Source organism: Aeromonas sp. PI_26 (assembly GCF_027854445.1).
Lineage (GTDB): Bacteria > Pseudomonadota > Gammaproteobacteria > Enterobacterales > Aeromonadaceae > Aeromonas > Aeromonas veronii.
Window position 1 is genome coordinate 60,166 of sequence record NZ_JAJNOE010000012.1, and the last position, 16,798, is coordinate 76,963.

A 16,798-nucleotide genomic window follows, 5' to 3' on the forward strand; every position below is an offset into this window, starting at 1 on the left:
ACACCTGCTCAAAGAGTAACGAACATGCCGGATGACCTATCCGGCATCGCCGAACTGATGAGTCATTTACTCCCGTTCAAACAGCGCCATGGACTCCAGATGACCGGTGTGAGGGAACATGTCGAGCATGCCGAGGCGCACCAGACGGTAACCCCCTTTCACCAGCACCTGACTGTCCCGTGCCAGGGTGACCGGGTTACAGGAGACGTAGACCACCCGCTTGGGTGAAAGTTTCACGACGTGTCCCATCACTTCCAACGCGCCGGGGCGAGCCGGATCCAGCAGCACCAGATCAAACCCTTCCCGCGCCCAGGACATGCCGACGATGTCATCGCTCAGGTCGGCTTTGTAGAAACGGGCATTGCTGATGCCGTTGCGACGGGCGTTCTCTTCGGCCCGCTGCACCATGGCCAGTTCACCTTCCACACCCACCACTTCGCGAGCCTGACGGGCCAGCGGCAGGGTGAAGTTGCCGATACCGCAGAAGAGATCGAGCACCTTGTCATCCTTGCTCGCCCCGAGCCATGTCAGCGCCTGCTCAACCATGCTCTGGTTGATGGGGCCGTTGACCTGAATGAAGTCACCCGGAGCAAATGCAAGAGACAGGCCATCCAGCGAATAGGATGGGGAAAATTGTTGCTGCAGCGCTTCGATGCGATCATCGGCCGCTTGCAGATAGAGGTCGATCCCCTGCGCTTTTGCAAACGCCACCAGCAGGGCGCGATCCGCCTCATTGGGGCGGCCGATGTGGCGCAGCAGCATCATGATCCCCTGCTCGGCCTGGATAAGCTCCGCATGGCCCAGCTCGCGCTGGCTCTTGAGGCGATTGAGGCATTCACGCAGCGGGGCAATCAGCGCAGAGAGCGGTTCGGCCAGCACAGGGCAACTGTCGATCTCCACCAGATCGTTGCTGTTGCGGCGGCGGAAACCGACCCGGGTGCAGCGACCATTCTTGTCAAATTTGATGGCCAGACGACAGACCCGGCGGTAGGCGCGATCTTCACCGGTCAGTACCGGCTCCAGCGCCGGCGCCTTGATGTTGCCCAACCGCTCGAACAGGCTGACCAGTCCCGCCGCCTTGGCGGCTTGCTGATCGGCAACCGACATGTGCTGGGCACTGCAACCGCCGCACTCGCGATAGTGGCTGCAGAAGGGGGCGATACGGTTGGCCGCCGGGGTCACCACCTGCTGCAAGGCGGCGTGACCATACTGCTTTTTCTCTTCGGTGATGCGTGCCTTGACGGTCTCGCCGGGCAGAGCCCCTTCGACGAAGATCGCCTTGCCCTGATGGCGACCGATACCGACGCAGTGGTGATCGAGGGTGTCTATCGTAAATTCAATGCGTTGGAGCTGGGTGGACTTCTTTTGGGGCTTGAAAAACTGGGCCATAAAACTTGGTGCCTATAGGTGGCTATGTCATGATTGTGGAATCTGCTGCCGGGTATTGTCCCACAAGAATAATAGTATGACCAAATACGGCCACAGAGCCCGTGTATTGCCATCAACCCTATCGCCAACCCTGTTCACTGGTGGCCTGTTCGTATGACCAAATATGGCCTGAGAGCACGCGTTCTCGCCTTCACCATCCTGCCAACCCTGATCATCGGTGGCCTGATGGCCGGTTACTTCACCTTCCACCGCTACCAGCAGCTGGAAAACAATCTCATTGATCAGGGGATCAACATTATCGAACCGCTGGCGATCGCCAGTGAATACGGGATGACCCAGCACAGCCGAGAATCCCTCAAGCGGCTGATTGGCCTGACCCATCGCAAGAACTCCCCCTTCATCAAGTCCATCGCTGTCTTCACCCAGGACAACCAGCTGTTCGTTACCTCGAACTATCACCGGGATTTCACCCGACTCAGGCTGCCCGATGGCGAGCCCATTCCGGATCTGACCAGCGTGACGTTTCAGGGGGACGACATCATTTTGCGCACCCCGATCCAGGCTGAAACCAGTCTGGATGGCTTCCCGCTGCCCAGCGATGTAGAGCCGCCGATGATCGGCTACATCTCGATGCAGATGGCGACCGATCGGGCCATGCTGCTGCAGTACCGCGATACCTTCTTTGCGGTGATCATGGTGCTCATCGGGGTCGCATTCAGTACCCTGTTTGGTTTCCGGCTGGTCAAGAGCGTGACCCAGCCCATCACCAACATGGTGCAGGCGGTGCACAAGATCCGGGAGGGGCGGCTCGATACCCGGGTCAGCGGCCAGCTCACCGGCGAGCTGGATATGCTGAAAAACGGCATCAACGCCATGGCCAAGGCGCTCTCCGAATATCACGAAGAGATGCAGCAGAATATCGATCAGGCAACCTCTGACCTGCGCGAAACCCTGGAGCAGATCGAGATCCAGAACGTCGAACTCGACATGGCCAAGAAGCGGGCGCAAGAGGCCGCGCGGGTCAAGTCGGAGTTTCTGGCCAACATGTCCCACGAATTGCGTACCCCGCTCAACGGGGTCATCGGTTTTACCCGCCAGTTGCTGAAAACCAGCCTGACCCCGAGCCAGACCGACTACATGCAGACCATCGAGAAGTCGGCGCGCAACCTGCTTGGCATCATCAACGACATCCTCGACTTCTCGAAGCTGGAAGCGGGCAAGCTGCAGCTGGAGCATATCCCGTTCAGCCTACGCGACACCCTCAACGAGACCATGCACCTGCTCGGCCCCAGCGCCCACGACAAGCAGCTGGAGCTCTCCTTGCGGGTGGATGCCGATGTGCCGGACTACCTCACCGGCGACCCCATGCGTCTGCAACAGGTGCTGACCAACCTCACCGGCAACGCCATCAAGTTCACCGAGCAGGGCAACGTGGATGTCCATATCGAGCAGACCGGCAGTGGCAACCACAAGGTGAGGCTCAACGTCCAGATCCGCGATACCGGCATCGGTATCTCCCAGGAGCAGCAACATCAGCTGTTCCAGGCCTTCAATCAGGCCGACTCCTCCATCTCCCGCCGTTATGGCGGCACGGGTTTAGGCCTTGTCATTACCCAGAAGCTGGTGCAGCAGATGGGCGGCCAGATCCGCTTTGAATCGGAGCTTGGCAAGGGCTCCATCTTCTCCTTCAGTCTGGATGTAGAGGTCTCCCCCCTGCCCCAGACCGATCAATTGCCGCTGGATCGGATCCGTGGCAAACGGCTCTGGCTGCTGGAACCGGATCCCTTCGCGCAAGCCTCTCTGCTCGCCCTGCTGGCGGAGTGGCGCCTCGATGTGCACCCACTGACCAGCGATGATCCCTGGCCCGAGATGAGCGAGCAGGAGATGGTGATCATCGGCAGCAGCACCCTGCATACGCCGCAGCAAGTGCTCGGCCGTCTCGACAAACTGAACGGCCAGCAGCAGAACACCATAGTGCTGCTCAGCAGCCACGAGCCGGCGCTCTATGAAGCTATGCTGGCCCATGGTGCCCAGCACTGTCTCTCCAAACCGGTCAACCACCGCAAGCTGCTGCACGCCCTGCTCTCGCCGGAATCGAGCCGCCAGAAGCTGCCTGCGCAACCTGCGCCGCGCCAGTTGCAGCCAATCAAGGTGCTGGCGGTGGATGACAACGCCGCCAACCTCAAGTTGATCGCCGCCATGCTCAAGGAGATGGTGAGTCAGGTGGTGGTGTGCAAAAACGGCAAGGAGGCGGTCAAACAGGCACAGAGCCAGCCGTTCGACATCATCTTCATGGATATCCAGATGCCGATCATGGATGGCATCAGCGCCACCCAGGCGATCCGCAACCAGTCCCTCAACACCACCACCCCGATCGTGGCGGTGACCGCCCACGCCATCCCCGGAGAACGGGAACGGCTGATCCGGCAGGGGATGGACGACTATCTGGCCAAGCCCATCGACGAGAGCATGCTGGCCCAGCTCATCACCGACTTTGCCCATCGCCGTCACCAGAATAATGGTGCCCAACAGATCGACTGGGCACTTGCGGTGCGGCAGGCGGCGGGGAAAGAGCATCTCGCCAGAGAGATGCTGACCATGCTGCTGGCCAGTTTCGAGGAGGTGGAACCTGTGCTGGATAGCGCGTTGGCGGGCGAAATTGAAGATAGCGAGGTGCTGGCCCAGCTCCATCGCCTCAACGGCGGCTGTGCCTATTCCGGGGTGCCGGGGCTGCAACGGCTGCTCTCCCAGCTGGAGCAACAGCTGCGTGACGGCGTGCCGGTCAGCGAGCTGGAACCCGAGCTGCTGGAGCTGCAAGATGCGCTGGAACTGGTGCGCCAGGAGGCGCCCCGCTATCTCGGCAAGGCTTGATGAGCTTGACCTGAACTGTATCGGCCCCCGCTTTTTCTGACGCGAGGGCCGCCAGATGGTAAAGTTGCGCCGTTTACACAGGAGTCAGCATGACCAACAACGATATTCTGCGCCGTCTGCGCTACGCCCTCACCATCAGCAACGACCAGATGGTCGAGATGTTTGCCAAGGGCAACCTGACGGTCACTCACGCCCAGCTGCACAGCTGGTTGATGAAAGAGGCAGCGGAAGGTGAAGAGCAAGAGGCAGGCTATGTCGCCTGTCCCGACTCGGCCCTGAGCCAGTTCCTCGACGGTTTCATCATCGCCCGCCGCGGTGTGCGGGAAGATGCACCGGCCCAGGTGATCCCGAACCGGATCAACAACAACATGATCCTGCGCAAGCTGCGCATCGGTCTCAACTTCAAGGAAGAGGACATGCTCGGCGCCCTCAAGCTCGCCGACTTCAACCTCTCCAAGTCCGAGCTCAGTGCCCTGTTCCGCTCCAAGGATCACAAGCACTATCAGGATTGCGGGGATCAGATCCTGCGCAACTTCCTGATCGGCCTCACGGCCAAATACCGCGGCTGACCAGCCGCGCGACTGACCAGACTGGGCCTTCGACATGTGCCAGCGACTCACACCTCCCACGTTCAGCAGCCTAGCTGCGGCAGGGGGATGGCGCTGGCGCTGTCTTCTTCCCCTCTTCTTTCTGCCACTGGTTCTGCTGCTGGGTGGTTGTACCCCGTCCGAGTACCAGCTCTCGACCCGCTATCAGAGCGCCAACCAGAACGAGCGGATCGCCTTTCTGATCCTCCACTACACCGACGAAGATGATGCCAACTCCTTGCGCCTGCTGACCAAGCCGGAGCACAAGGTGAGCGCCCACTACCTGATCCCCCGCAACAGCCACGAGACCCCGCTACCGGTCTATCAGCTGGTGCCGGACAGCGCGCGCGCCTGGCATGCCGGACGCAGCCGTTGGCACCAATATGCCGGGCTCAATGCCAGCTCCCTTGGCATCGAGATCGTCAACCTCGGCTATCCAGCAGAAGATGAGCCGCTGGCCCCCGATGCCCGCCGCTGGCAACCCTATACCCCGCAGCAGATTGCCGCCGTCGGCGCCCTCAGCCGGGAGCTGGCCGCCCGCTACCAGATTCCACCGACCCAGGTGCTGGGCCACAGCGATGTCGCTCCCGAGCGCAAGCAGGATCCCGGCCCTCACTTCCCCTGGCGCCAGCTCTATCTGACGTACGGAGTCGGCGCCTGGCCAGATGAAGGTCGGGTGGCCGAGTTACTGGCCAGCCCCTTGCCCGATTGGGATGCAGCCATGTGGCAACAGCAACTGGCCCGCTATGGCTATGGCCTGCCCCAGACTGGCCAGTGGGATGAGCAGAGCCGCGCCGTCATGGGCGCCTTTCAGCTCCACTTTCGCGCCAGCAGGGTCGATAGCAAACCGGACCGCGAGTGTCAGGCCATCCTGATGGCGCTGCTCGAAAAATACTTCCCCTAATACTCATCCATTGCCCCTGTTGCTGCGCACTGTTTGATAGCCTTTAGCTATCAAACAGTTAGGCACAAGCAATTGTCCCTGCATTTTGCAAGGCGTTACTCTGACTGCGTTCCGAAAGAGAATTTCAAACCGATTTCCAAATCTGGAGGTGAATGATGAAAAGCCCGATTGGTCTTGATACTGCTCAATCACAAGCCCTGGCAGCCGAGTTGAACAAATTGCTGGCCAGCTACCAGATCCTCTACATGAACGTGCGCGGCTTCCACTGGAATATCCGTGGCAACCAGTTCTTCGAACTGCACCTGAAATTTGAAGAGATTTACAACGACCTGCTGTTGAAAGTCGATGCACTGGCCGAGCGGATCCTGACTCTGGATGGCGTGCCAATGCACAGCTTCAGCGACTATCTGAAAGTCTCTGCCATCCCGGAGCAAAAAGGGCTGCACGATGGCCGCGCCTGTGTCGAATCCCTGCTGGAGAGCTTCCGCGAACTGCTGGTCGCCCAGCGCCGTATTCTGGGTCAGGCCGCCGAAGCCGGTGATGAAGGCACTGCCTCCATCCTCTCCGACTATGTGCAGCAGCAGGAAAAACTGGTCTGGATGCTGCGCGCTTATCTGGCCTGATAGTGAACCAAGCCGACTACAGCGTACGTATGCTGGGTTGAGTAAGTACCGGGCCGAAAGCTCCTGACCAGACCACGGCCCAATCCATCTGATTGTTATGTTCTGTTGCAAACCTGAGTTGTCTCTCCTTTTATCCACCCGCTTGCCGCCCTGTTTGGGCGGCTTTTTTTGTTTTTGATCTGCATCAAGGGAATCTTAATTGGCAAATTGAATGCCTATTAAGTTTTTCGCGAGAGGAATAGAATCGCTACAAAACAGACAACTGAAATGTCCAATTAGGAGAGGCATGATGTTTTGTGTGCAATGTGAACAGACAATTCGTACCCCGGCTGGCAACGGCTGTGCCTACGCACAAGGTATGTGCGGCAAGACGGCTGAAACCTCGGATCTGCAGGATGTGCTGATCTACACCCTGCAGGGGCTCAGCGCCTGGGCGCTGGCCGCCCGCGAGCAGGGCATCATCGACCGCGAGATCGATGCTTTCGTGCCCAAAGCCTTCTTCGCCACCCTCACCAACGTCAACTTCGACTCGAATCGCATCGTGGCCTACGTCAATCAGGCCCTCGCCTATCGCCAGCAGTTAGCCAATCGTCTGACCGCCATGGCGGTGCAGGTCAACGACTTGCCACACTCCGCTTACTTCGAACCCGGTGCCGAACTGCTGGAACAACTTGCCCATGCCGCGCCAGCCGCCCCCAATCGGGGCAAGAGCGAGGTGAACGAGGACATCATGGGGCTGCGTCTGCTCTGTCTCTACGGCCTCAAGGGCGCCGCCGCCTATATGGAGCACGCCCGGGTGCTGGATCAGCAGAGTGACGAGGTGGCCGCCGAATTCCACCGCATCATGAGCTGGCTCAGCACAGATCCGAGCGAAATGGGTCGGCTGTTCAGCTGTGCCATGGAAATCGGTCAGCTCAACTTCAAAATCATGGAGATGCTGGATCTCGGTGAAACCAGTGCTTTCGGCCACCCGGAACCGACCCGGGTCAGAGTCACCCCCATCCCCGGCAAGTGCATTCTGGTCTCCGGCCACGACATGGTGGATCTCAAACTCATTCTGGAGCAGACCAAAGGAACCGGCATTCATGTCTACACCCACGGCGAGATGCTGCCCGCGCTGGCATACCCCTTCTTCAAGCAGTACCCCCATCTGGTGGGCAACTACGGCTCCGCCTGGCAGAACCAGCAGAAGGAGTTTGCCAACTTCCCTGGCGCCGTGGTGATGACCTCCAACTGCATCATCGACCCGAATGTGGGCAACTACTCGGATCGTATCTTCACCCGCTCCATCGTCGGCTGGCCGGGCGTCACTCATCTGGAGGGGGATGATTTCTCCGCCGTGATCGCCAAGGCCCAAGCGCTGGAAGGCTTCAAGCACACCGAGCTCGAGCACTTCATCACCATCGGCTTTGCCCGCAACGCCCTGATGCAGGCCGCACCCGCGGTGATCGAGAAGGTCAAAGCCGGAGAGATCAGCCACTTCTTCCTGGTGGGTGGCTGTGATGGCGACAAGGCCGAGCGCGCCTACTTCACCGAGTTTGCCAAGGCGGCGCCGCGCGACAGCCTGCTGCTCACCCTGGGCTGCGGCAAATACAAGTTCAACAAGCTCGACTTTGGCGACATCGGCGGCATTCCCCGTCTGCTGGACGTGGGTCAGTGCAATGATGCCTACTCCGCCATCCAGCTGGCGCTGGCACTCTCCGAGGCGTTCGAGTGCGGGGTCAACGATCTGCCGCTGACGCTGGTGCTCTCCTGGTTCGAGCAAAAAGCCATCGTCATTCTGCTCACCCTGCTCTCCCTCGGGGTGAAGGACATTCGTACCGGCCCGACCGCCCCCGCCTTCCTCACCCCGGCCCTGCTCAAGGTGCTGGAAGAGCAGTTTGGCCTGAAAGGGACCACCACGGCCGAGGCTGACTTGGCCGAGATCCTGGCGGCCTGATCGGCACTTCATGTTGTAAGCGTTTGGCGAGCCGCCCGGCTCGCCTTTTTTCTGGATCCGGCTTTTTCACCAGACGTTTTTCAACCCGTTTCAAACCTAAGGAGCCTTGTGATGACCTCTCTCACGCTCACCTGCATTGGTCGCCAGCAGAACACCCACGACGTCGTGAGCTGGCAGCTGGTGCCGCTTTCTGGCAGCCTCCCACCGGTACTAGCTGGCCAGTGCATCACCCTGCACACCGAGATAGACGGCCAGCCGGAGTGCCGCGCCTATACCCTCTCCTCCAGCCCGCAGGATGCGTGCTGGCAGGTCACCATCAAGGATGTGGGGCTAGTCTCCCACCATCTGCACCAGACCTTGCAAGTGGGAGACAAGATCCGGGCTGATGGCCCGTTCGGCGATTTCAACCTGACCAACCTCCCTTGCAAACGGCCACTGCTCTTGAGCGCTGGTTCCGGCATCACCCCCATGTGGGCCATGTTGCGGGACGAGCTAGTCAAACGGCCGGATGCCGATATCCGCTTTATCCATAGCGCCCGCTCGCCAGCAGATGTGATCTTCGCAGATGACTTGGCTGCATTGGCCGAAGCTCATCCCGGTGTACGGCATGCCCTGATACTGGAAGAGGCGCCAACGGCTCATCCCTGGGTGGGCCGACTCACCCCCGCCATGCTGGCCGAGCTGGCCCCGGATCTGCGCGAACGCCATGTCTATCTCTGCGGCCCAGCCCCCTATATGGCGGCGGTCAAAACCATGCTGACAGAGCTGGGACTGCCGCCGGAGCAGCTGCATCAGGAGTCTTTTGGCCTTCCTCCAGCAGAGCCTGCCACCACCACCAGCGACCACTTCTGGCTGACCCTGAAAAAGAGCGGCAAAAAGGTGAAGATCCTGCCGGGTCAGACCCTGCTGGCGGCGCTGGAAGCGGCGGGCGAAACCATAATGGCCGCTTGTCGCGCCGGAGTATGTGGCAGCTGTCGTTGCACCACCACAGGTGACATCGAGCGCCAGAGCGTGATGACCCTAAGTGCTCAGGATCTGGAGAGCGGCGTGGCTCTGGCCTGCTCCTGCACAGCGAAAGGGGATATCAGTCTCGATTATTGAGATACACAAAGGGCTTCATTGGTATCTCAACCTTTTCCCGAGCGGGCAGGACGGGTAGACTCTGCCCCAGTTTCACCAGAACACGGGATAAAAAATGACAATACTGGTCACAGGGGGCGCCGGCTATATCGGCTCCCATACCCTGGTTGAGCTGCTCGGCGCGGGGCAGCAGGTCGTGGTACTCGACAACCTCTCCAACTCCTCACCGGAGTCACTCAAGCGGGTCGAGCAGATCACCGGCAAACCGGTCACCTTCGTCGAAGGGGATGTGCTGGACAGAGCCTGCCTGCAGCAGCTGTTCGCCAACCACCAGATCGAATCGGTCATCCACTTCGCCGGCCTCAAGGCGGTCGGGGAGTCGAGCCAGATCCCGCTCACCTACTACCAGAACAACATCAGTGGCACTCTGGTGCTGTGCGAAGAGATGGCCAAGGCCGGGGTTTTCCGGCTGGTATTCAGCTCCTCGGCTACCGTCTATGGCGATCCCGCCTCGGTGCCGCTGCGGGAAGATTTCCCCACCAGCGCCACCAACCCCTATGGCCGCTCCAAGCTGATGGTGGAGGAGATCCTCCGTGATCTCGCCAAATCCGATCCCCGCTGGGCTATCGTACTGCTGCGTTACTTCAACCCGGTCGGCGCCCACGAGAGCGGCCTGATTGGTGAAGATCCCAACGGCATCCCCAACAACCTGTTGCCCTATATCAGCCAGGTGGGTGTCGGCAAGCTCAAGGAGCTGGGGGTGTTTGGCAACGACTACCCGACCCCGGATGGCACCGGCGTGCGCGACTACATCCATGTGGTGGATCTCGCCATCGGTCACCTGAAAGCACTGGCACGCATCAAGAGCGACACCGGCGTCTTCACCTACAACCTGGGCACAGGTCAGGGCTACTCGGTACTGGAGATGGTCAAGGCGTTTGAAGCGGCAAGCGGCCGACCCATTCCCTACCAGATCAAACCCCGTCGCCCGGGCGACATCGCCGAGTGCTGGGCAGAGCCGACGCTGGCCCGGGCCGAGCTGGGTTGGCAGGCAGAGCGCGGTCTGGAGCAGATGATGGTCGATACCTGGCGCTGGCAAAGCAACAACCCGAACGGCTATCAAGGCTGATCTCTCGCGGGTTGATAACAAAACGCCCCGACATTTTCATGTCGGGGCGTTTTATTTTGCGACGCTCAATCAGTGGGTCTGACTGCGCAGCAGTGGCAATCTGGCCAATCGGGGGGCGATGCGCTCTATCAGCCGATCCGCTAGCGGAGTCAGCAGCAACCAGGGCAGGCAGAGGGTCGCCAGCCCCAGCGCGCCGACGTAGACATCGGTAAACCAGTGGGCGCCAGCCAGAATGCGCGGCGCGGAAAAGATCGGCACCATCAGCAATGCGGTGACTCCCGCCCAGCGCGGCAGATAGCGCAGGGCAAAACCGGCGAAGATCATCAGGAACAGAGCGTGATCGCCGGGGAAGCTGTCACCGGAAGAGTCCTTGGTCGGAATACCGCTGATCTGGGTCACCCGCAGCGCATCGGCCACCATCAGGGTCGGGCTGGGTCGCTCCACCGGCAATCGGTGACCAAGCTGGTTGATCACCAGTGCACTTAGCAGCATCACTATGCCCATCGCCACCAGCTGGCGACGACCCGCCAGATCCCGTGCAAAGAAACAGCGGGCCAGGATCAGCCCCATACAGGCCAGCACCGCCAGATCGAACAGCCGGTTATTGGTGATAGCCACCAGATCGGCCCACAGAGCCGACTGGCCGAGCCAGCCGTTAACGGTGTGAAAAATCGTGAGGTCCCACTGATCCCAGGGACCATGAGCGGGCAGCGCAGCCCAACTGATGGCCACCAGACCACCGACCAGATAGCAAAGCAGGAACTTGCCCATGGGGACTCTCCTTTGGAAAAGGGCGATATCGTAAAACTGTAGAGTGCGTCACAAAACCGAAGAATTGTAAGAAAGTGCGACACAATATCAAGTCTCAAATAAAGCCTGCCAGCCCATTCCAATCTCGCATATCCCAACAGCGCCAAGATTTCTGCCTCCAGTGCTGCATCTGTGGGCCGCTCATCATGAGTGCGGCTTGTGCCACCACCGCAACACCCCCTAGAATGCGCACTTCCCTTTACTGCGAAAGGAAGCGGTATGCATATTCACATTCTCGGGATCTGCGGCACCTTTATGGGTGGTCTGGCGGTGTTGGCAAAACAGCTTGGTTACCGGGTGACCGGCTCGGACGCCAATGTCTATCCCCCCATGAGCACCCAGCTCGAGCAGCAAGGCATCGAACTGACCGAAGGCTATGACCCCTCCCAACTCGATCCGGCGCCGGATCTGGTGGTGATTGGCAACGCCATGAGCCGCGGCAACCCCTGTGTTGAATATGTGCTGGACCGCAATCTGCCCTACATCTCCGGCCCCCAGTGGTTGCTGGAGCACGTGCTGCAGGATCGCTGGGTGCTTGCCGTCGCCGGCACCCATGGCAAGACCACCACCGCCAGCATGCTGGCCTGGGTGCTGGAGTACGCCAAGCTGGAGCCCGGTTTCCTGATCGGCGGCGTGCCGGGCAACTTCCCGGTCTCCGCCCGTCTCGGCTCTGCCCCCTTCTTCGTCATCGAAGCGGACGAGTATGACTGCGCCTTCTTCGACAAGCGCTCCAAGTTCGTCCACTACCATCCGCGCACCCTGGTGATGAACAATCTGGAGTTTGACCACGCGGACATCTTCCCGGATCTCGCCGCGATCCAGCGCCAGTTCCACCACCTGATGCGCACCGTGCCGAGCAACGGCCGGGTGCTGTTCCCGCAAGCCGATGACAACCTCACCGCCGTGCGCAAGATGGGCTGCTGGAGCGAAGTGGAGCTGGTGGGTCAGGATGACGCCAAGTGGAAAGCGGTCAAGCTGGCCGATGACGGCTCCGCCTTCGAGGTGTGGCTGGATGGCGAAAAACAGGGCGAGGTGCACTGGGAGTGTATCGGCGAGCACAACGTCAACAATGGTCTGATGGCCATCGCTGCCGCACGTCATGCTGGCGTGATGGTGGAGCATGGCATCGCGGCGCTCTGCCAGTTCAAATCCCCCAAGCGACGGATGGAGCTCAAGGGCGAGGTAGCTGGCATCAGTGTCTATGACGACTTTGCCCACCACCCCACCGCCATCGAGACCACCCTCGGCGGCCTGCGCGCCAAGGTAGGCGGCTCACGTATTCTGGCGGTGCTGGAGCCACGCTCCAACACCATGAAGCTGGGGGTTCACAAGGAGGAGCTGGCTGGCTGCTTCGATGGCGCCGACGAGGTGTTCTTCTTCCAACCCCCCAACATCGGCTGGGATCTCGGCGAGGTGACGGCCCATATGACCCGTCCGGCCAAGGTATTCAACGATCTGGAGACCCTGATCAATCGGCTGGTGGCCGAGAGCCGCGATGGCGACCATATTCTGATCATGAGCAACGGCGGCTTTGGCGGCATTCATGACAAGCTGATCGCCCGCCTCAAGGATTACCACGGCGAACTATGAACAAAACGATCACCCTGGCGCTGACCGGTGCCTCCGGCGCCCCCTACGCCCTGCGCCTGCTCCAGTGTCTGGTGCAGGCGGACTATCGGGTCTATCTGCTCGCCTCCTCGGCAGCTCGTGTGGTGCTTAAAACCGAGCAGCAGCAGGATTGGCCGGGCTCGCCGAAAGAGCTCTCTGCCTATCTTTGTCGCCAATATGGCGCCAAGGAGGGGCAGATTGTCGCCTGCGGCAAGGAGGAGTGGTTCTCGCCGGTGGCCTCCGGTTCGGCCGCCCCCAAACAGATGGTGGTCTGCCCCTGCTCAATGGGCACCGTCTCGGCCATTGCCAACGGCACCTCCGACAACCTGCTGGAGCGGGCAGCGGATGTGGTGATCAAGGAGCGCGGCCAGCTGATCCTGGTGCCCCGCGAAACCCCCTTCTCGGCGATCCATCTGGAGAACATGCTGAAACTGGCACGGCTCGGGGTGACCATCATGCCCGCTGCGCCCGGTTTCTATCATGAGCCGAAAAGCATCGAGGATCTGGTGGACTTTATGGTCGCCCGCATCCTCGATCATCTCGGTGTCGAGCATGAGCTGACCCACCGCTGGGGCTATGGCCACCAGTGAAGTGACCACCACATCGGGCCATAAAAAAACGGCGCCACTCAATGAGTGACGCCGTTTTTTCGTTAAGCCGTGTTAGCGAGCCTGAATTGGCGCCGTCACGTACTTGAACAGGAAATCAGTCACCTCTTGGCGCGCCGGGCGCTGAGGTTGATTGATCATCTGCATCATCACATAGCCAAAACCGGTCAGAGAGCGGGCCAGATCCTGTGCTGACAGCACGCTGGTGATCTCCCCTGCATCCATGGCGGTTTGCAGCTCGCTGGCGATCAGCTCAAGGCACTGATCGAGCAGCCGGGTATAGCGGGGCCATACCTCTTCCCGAACCGATGAGCTCCACTCCAGCCAGATACCGGCATAATCCGGTTGATCGTAGGCGGCATCGACAGAGAGGCGTACATGACGCTGGATCTTGTCGAAAATGGAGCCTTGGTCACCGTATGCCTGCGACAGCATTTGGTTCACAAAGCGTTCGATCTCGGCCAGCACCTCATCTACCAACTCCTCGCGGGTGTTGAAATAGTTGAAGACGGTAGCCACAGAGACCTTGGCCTGTTCGGCTATCTCGGCGTGACCTGCACGGCCAATGCCGCGACGGGAGAACACCTCGATGGCACATTCCATCAATTGGGAGCGACGAGCTTCCGGCGACAGCCGGGTACGACGTCTTATTTCTGCGCGTGGTTCCATAGTTTTTATCATCTAATAGTTATTGATTATGGTGTTTATAGTATTTTAACTAATCATGCCTGAGTGCCTGCTAACTCTATCAATTAAAATAAGCCGATAAAAGCACCACGTATCTCTAGCACCCTTCAACATGAGTGGTAGAATCATCGGTTTTGATATTCATGAACGGCCAAATCCCCTTTGGCCTTATGGGAGTAAGTGATGAAACACACCGTCGAGGTGATGATCTCCGAGGCTGAAGTAGCCGCCCGGATCGCCAAATTGGGTGAAGAGATCACCGCCCGCTATCAGGGTTCTGACGAAGTCGTGATGATTGCGCTGCTGCGCGGTTCCTGCATCTTCCTGGCCGACCTCTGCCGCCAGTGCCAGCTGCCCATCACCCTGGACTTCATGACCGCCTCCAGCTACGGCTCCGGCATGCACAGCACCCGTGACGTCCGCATCCTCAAAGACCTGGACGATGACATCAAGGGCAAGGATGTGGTGATCGTGGAAGACATCATCGACACCGGTTACACCCTCAACAAGGTGCGCGAGATCCTCTCCCTGCGCGAGCCGAAATCCCTGGCCATCTGCACCCTGCTGGACAAACCCTCCCGCCGCGAAGTGCAGGTGCCGGTCGACTGGATTGGCTTCGCCATTCCGGACGAATTCGTGGTCGGCTGTGGCATCGACTACGCCCAGAAGTACCGCAACCTGCCGTTTATCGGCAAAGTGGTACCCCAGGAGTAAGCCAGGTTCAGGAATATCACGGGTGAAGCGGCCTTGCGCCCTTTACTCTGTGCAGGCGGCCTTGGCCGCCTTTTCTGTATCGAGCCGGATTCAACCATCACAGAGGTTGCAATGAACGCACTGGAAATCAGCGGCCTGAAAAAGACCTATCAGGGGGGCGTTGAAGCCCTTAAAGGCATCGATCTTACCGTCAGGCAGGGGGATTTCTTCGCCCTGCTCGGCCCGAACGGCGCGGGCAAGTCCACCACCATCGGCGTCATCAGCTCGCTGGTGAACAAGAGTGCCGGCAAGGTGAAGGTGTTTGGCTACGACATCGACAGCGATCTCGAACAGGCCAAGGCCCAGCTCGGACTGGTGCCGCAGGAGTTCAACTTCAGCCAGTTCGAGAAGGTGATCCAGATTGTCACCCATCAGGCCGGTTTCTACGGCGTGCCCAAGGCGGAAGCCAAGATCCGTGCCGAGAAGTACCTGCGCCAGCTCGATCTGTGGGAGAAGCGCGACATGCCTGCCCGCACCCTCTCCGGCGGCATGAAGCGTCGCCTGATGATCGCCCGCGCCCTGATGCACGAGCCCAAGCTGCTGATCCTCGATGAACCGACCGCCGGGGTCGATATCGAGATCCGCCGCTCCATGTGGACCTTCCTCAAGGATCTCAACGAGCAGGGCGTCACCATCATCCTCACCACCCACTATCTGGAAGAGGCCGAGATGCTCTGCCGCAACATCGGCATCATCGACAAGGGTCGTCTGATCGAGAACACCAGCATGAAGAATCTGCTGGGCAAGCTGGGTCGCGAGACCTTCCTGCTCGACCTTGCGCCAGGTTCTGCCGTACCTGAGGTGCCAGAGTTCAACGGCCGCATGCAGGATGAACGCACCCTGGAAGTGGATCTCGACAAGAGCCAGTCACTCAACAGCCTGTTCGAACAGCTGTCAAACCAGCAGGTGCAGGTCGTGAGCATGCGAAACAAAGCCAACCGGCTGGAAGAGCTGTTCGTCAATCTGGTCGAAGAGGGGAGAAAAGCATGAATCTGGCCATCTATTACATCGCCTTCAAGAGCATTCTGGCCAAGGAGGTGAGCCGCTTTACCCGGATCTGGATCCAGACCCTGGTGCCACCGGCCATCACCATGAGCCTCTACTTCGTCATCTTCGGCAACCTGATCGGTTCACGCATCGGTGACATGGGCGGCTTCACCTACATGGAGTTCATCGTGCCCGGCCTCATCATGATGTCGGTGATCACCAACTCCTACTCCAACGTCGCCTCCTCCTTCTTCAGCGCCAAGTTCCAGCGCAATATCGAAGAGATGCTGGTCGCGCCGGTGCCCAACTACGTCATCATCGCCGGTTACGTGGGCGGTGGCGTGGCCCGCGGCCTCTGTGTCGGCCTCATCGTCACCCTGGTATCGCTGTTCTTCGTGCCGCTGCAGATCCACCATCTGTTCAGCGTCTGCGTGACCGTGCTGCTCACCGCGATCCTCTTCTCGCTGGGTGGCCTTATCAACGCGGTGTTTGCCAAGACCTTCGACGACATCAGCATCATCCCCACCTTCGTGCTGACGCCGCTCACCTATCTGGGCGGAGTGTTCTACTCCATCAGCCTGCTGCCCCCCTTCTGGCAGGGTGTCTCCCAGGTGAACCCCATCATCTACATGGTGAACGCGTTCCGTTACGGTTTCCTCGGTATCTCCGACGTACCGCTCGGCACCGCCTACCTCATCATCATCGGCTTTATCGTGGCCCTCTACGGTATCGCCTGGTGGCTTATCTCCCGCGGCACCGGCCTGCGCCACTGATTGCCAAAACGGGCACCTCGCGGTGCCCGTTTTTTATTCCCCCTGTAGCC

At 59.8% G+C, this 16,798-nt stretch carries 15 protein-coding genes; 12 read left to right on the forward strand and 3 right to left on the reverse strand.

What is annotated here, in order from left to right; genetic code table 11:
* Positions 1-66: 66 nt before the first annotated feature.
* Positions 67-1,389 (reverse strand): 23S rRNA (uracil(1939)-C(5))-methyltransferase RlmD, encoded by a 1,323-nt coding sequence (gene rlmD, locus LRL22_RS13670; protein ID WP_270905591.1) that lies wholly within the window; start codon positions 1,387-1,389, stop codon positions 67-69.
* A gap of 153 nt (positions 1,390-1,542) precedes the next feature.
* Between rlmD and barA the strand changes: the two genes are divergently transcribed.
* The 7 genes from barA to galE all read left to right on the forward strand — a co-directional run bounded on the left by barA (position 1,543) and on the right by galE (position 10,522).
* Complete coding sequence (gene barA / locus LRL22_RS13675) at positions 1,543-4,260, forward strand: two-component sensor histidine kinase BarA (RefSeq protein ID WP_270905592.1); 2,718 nt, start codon at positions 1,543-1,545, stop codon at positions 4,258-4,260.
* An 89-nt stretch (positions 4,261-4,349) separates the two neighbouring features.
* Positions 4,350-4,829, forward strand: coding sequence for a DUF1456 family protein (locus LRL22_RS13680; RefSeq protein WP_270905593.1), 480 nt, complete (start codon positions 4,350-4,352; stop codon positions 4,827-4,829).
* A gap of 34 nt (positions 4,830-4,863) precedes the next feature.
* Positions 4,864-5,751 (forward strand): N-acetylmuramoyl-L-alanine amidase, encoded by an 888-nt coding sequence (locus LRL22_RS13685; protein WP_270905594.1) that lies wholly within the window; start codon positions 4,864-4,866, stop codon positions 5,749-5,751.
* A 155-nt stretch (positions 5,752-5,906) separates the two neighbouring features.
* Complete coding sequence (locus tag LRL22_RS13690) at positions 5,907-6,374, forward strand: Dps family protein (protein WP_021229540.1); 468 nt, start codon at positions 5,907-5,909, stop codon at positions 6,372-6,374.
* Between the two features lie 289 nt (positions 6,375-6,663).
* The gene (hcp, locus tag LRL22_RS13695; RefSeq protein WP_270905631.1) at positions 6,664-8,313 is read left to right on the forward strand and encodes a hydroxylamine reductase; all 1,650 of its coding nucleotides are present in this window, start codon (positions 6,664-6,666) and stop codon (positions 8,311-8,313) included.
* 111 nt (positions 8,314-8,424) lie between these two features.
* Positions 8,425-9,414, forward strand: coding sequence for a hybrid-cluster NAD(P)-dependent oxidoreductase (locus LRL22_RS13700; RefSeq protein ID WP_270905595.1), 990 nt, complete (start codon positions 8,425-8,427; stop codon positions 9,412-9,414).
* A gap of 94 nt (positions 9,415-9,508) precedes the next feature.
* Entirely contained in the window at positions 9,509-10,522 is a 1,014-nt protein-coding gene (gene galE / locus LRL22_RS13705) for a UDP-glucose 4-epimerase GalE (RefSeq protein ID WP_005335608.1), read from the forward strand.
* 69 nt (positions 10,523-10,591) lie between these two features.
* On the opposite strand, the gene LRL22_RS13710 is transcribed toward galE, so the two are convergent.
* Complete coding sequence (locus LRL22_RS13710) at positions 10,592-11,293, reverse strand: phosphatase PAP2 family protein (RefSeq protein WP_270905596.1); 702 nt, start codon at positions 11,291-11,293, stop codon at positions 10,592-10,594.
* A gap of 258 nt (positions 11,294-11,551) precedes the next feature.
* On the opposite strand from LRL22_RS13710, the gene mpl reads away from it, so the two are divergent.
* Both mpl and LRL22_RS13720 read left to right on the forward strand, forming a co-directional pair.
* Positions 11,552-12,922: a UDP-N-acetylmuramate:L-alanyl-gamma-D-glutamyl-meso-diaminopimelate ligase gene (mpl, locus tag LRL22_RS13715; protein WP_042063094.1), complete on the forward strand. Its 1,371-nt coding sequence runs from the start codon at positions 11,552-11,554 to the stop codon at positions 12,920-12,922.
* Complete coding sequence (locus tag LRL22_RS13720; RefSeq protein WP_270905597.1) at positions 12,919-13,530, forward strand: flavin prenyltransferase UbiX; 612 nt, start codon at positions 12,919-12,921, stop codon at positions 13,528-13,530. The genes mpl and LRL22_RS13720 overlap by 4 nt, the downstream gene beginning before the upstream one ends.
* A 72-nt stretch (positions 13,531-13,602) precedes the next feature.
* Here LRL22_RS13720 and LRL22_RS13725 read toward each other — a convergent pair whose 3' ends face one another.
* Positions 13,603-14,217, reverse strand: a complete 615-nt coding sequence (locus LRL22_RS13725; protein WP_005362858.1) for a TetR/AcrR family transcriptional regulator — start codon at positions 14,215-14,217, stop codon at positions 13,603-13,605.
* A gap of 201 nt (positions 14,218-14,418) precedes the next feature.
* On the opposite strand from LRL22_RS13725, the gene hpt reads away from it, so the two are divergent.
* The 3 genes from hpt (at position 14,419) to LRL22_RS13740 (ending at position 16,748) form a co-directional block, all read left to right on the forward strand.
* Entirely contained in the window at positions 14,419-14,949 is a 531-nt protein-coding gene (hpt, locus tag LRL22_RS13730; RefSeq protein WP_005335618.1) for a hypoxanthine phosphoribosyltransferase, read from the forward strand.
* A 111-nt stretch (positions 14,950-15,060) separates the two neighbouring features.
* Positions 15,061-15,978: an ABC transporter ATP-binding protein gene (locus LRL22_RS13735; protein WP_100652864.1), complete on the forward strand. Its 918-nt coding sequence runs from the start codon at positions 15,061-15,063 to the stop codon at positions 15,976-15,978.
* The gene (locus tag LRL22_RS13740) at positions 15,975-16,748 is read left to right on the forward strand and encodes an ABC transporter permease (protein ID WP_005362866.1); all 774 of its coding nucleotides are present in this window, start codon (positions 15,975-15,977) and stop codon (positions 16,746-16,748) included. Before LRL22_RS13735 ends, LRL22_RS13740 begins: the two co-directional genes overlap by 4 nt.
* Positions 16,749-16,798 lie beyond the last annotated feature (50 nt).

Coding starts and splice junctions, on each gene's coding strand:
- rlmD (WP_270905591.1), bottom strand. CDS start 1,389: ATGGCCCAGTTTTTCAAGCCCCAAAAGAAGTCCACCCAGCTCCAACGC.
- barA (WP_270905592.1), top strand. CDS start 1,543: ATGACCAAATATGGCCTGAGAGCACGCGTTCTCGCCTTCACCATCCTG.
- LRL22_RS13680 (WP_270905593.1), top strand. CDS start 4,350: ATGACCAACAACGATATTCTGCGCCGTCTGCGCTACGCCCTCACCATC.
- LRL22_RS13685 (WP_270905594.1), top strand. CDS start 4,864: ATGTGCCAGCGACTCACACCTCCCACGTTCAGCAGCCTAGCTGCGGCA.
- LRL22_RS13690 (WP_021229540.1), top strand. CDS start 5,907: ATGAAAAGCCCGATTGGTCTTGATACTGCTCAATCACAAGCCCTGGCA.
- hcp (WP_270905631.1), top strand. CDS start 6,664: ATGTTTTGTGTGCAATGTGAACAGACAATTCGTACCCCGGCTGGCAAC.
- LRL22_RS13700 (WP_270905595.1), top strand. CDS start 8,425: ATGACCTCTCTCACGCTCACCTGCATTGGTCGCCAGCAGAACACCCAC.
- galE (WP_005335608.1), top strand. CDS start 9,509: ATGACAATACTGGTCACAGGGGGCGCCGGCTATATCGGCTCCCATACC.
- LRL22_RS13710 (WP_270905596.1), bottom strand. CDS start 11,293: ATGGGCAAGTTCCTGCTTTGCTATCTGGTCGGTGGTCTGGTGGCCATC.
- mpl (WP_042063094.1), top strand. CDS start 11,552: ATGCATATTCACATTCTCGGGATCTGCGGCACCTTTATGGGTGGTCTG.
- LRL22_RS13720 (WP_270905597.1), top strand. CDS start 12,919: ATGAACAAAACGATCACCCTGGCGCTGACCGGTGCCTCCGGCGCCCCC.
- LRL22_RS13725 (WP_005362858.1), bottom strand. CDS start 14,217: ATGGAACCACGCGCAGAAATAAGACGTCGTACCCGGCTGTCGCCGGAA.
- hpt (WP_005335618.1), top strand. CDS start 14,419: ATGAAACACACCGTCGAGGTGATGATCTCCGAGGCTGAAGTAGCCGCC.
- LRL22_RS13735 (WP_100652864.1), top strand. CDS start 15,061: ATGAACGCACTGGAAATCAGCGGCCTGAAAAAGACCTATCAGGGGGGC.
- LRL22_RS13740 (WP_005362866.1), top strand. CDS start 15,975: ATGAATCTGGCCATCTATTACATCGCCTTCAAGAGCATTCTGGCCAAG.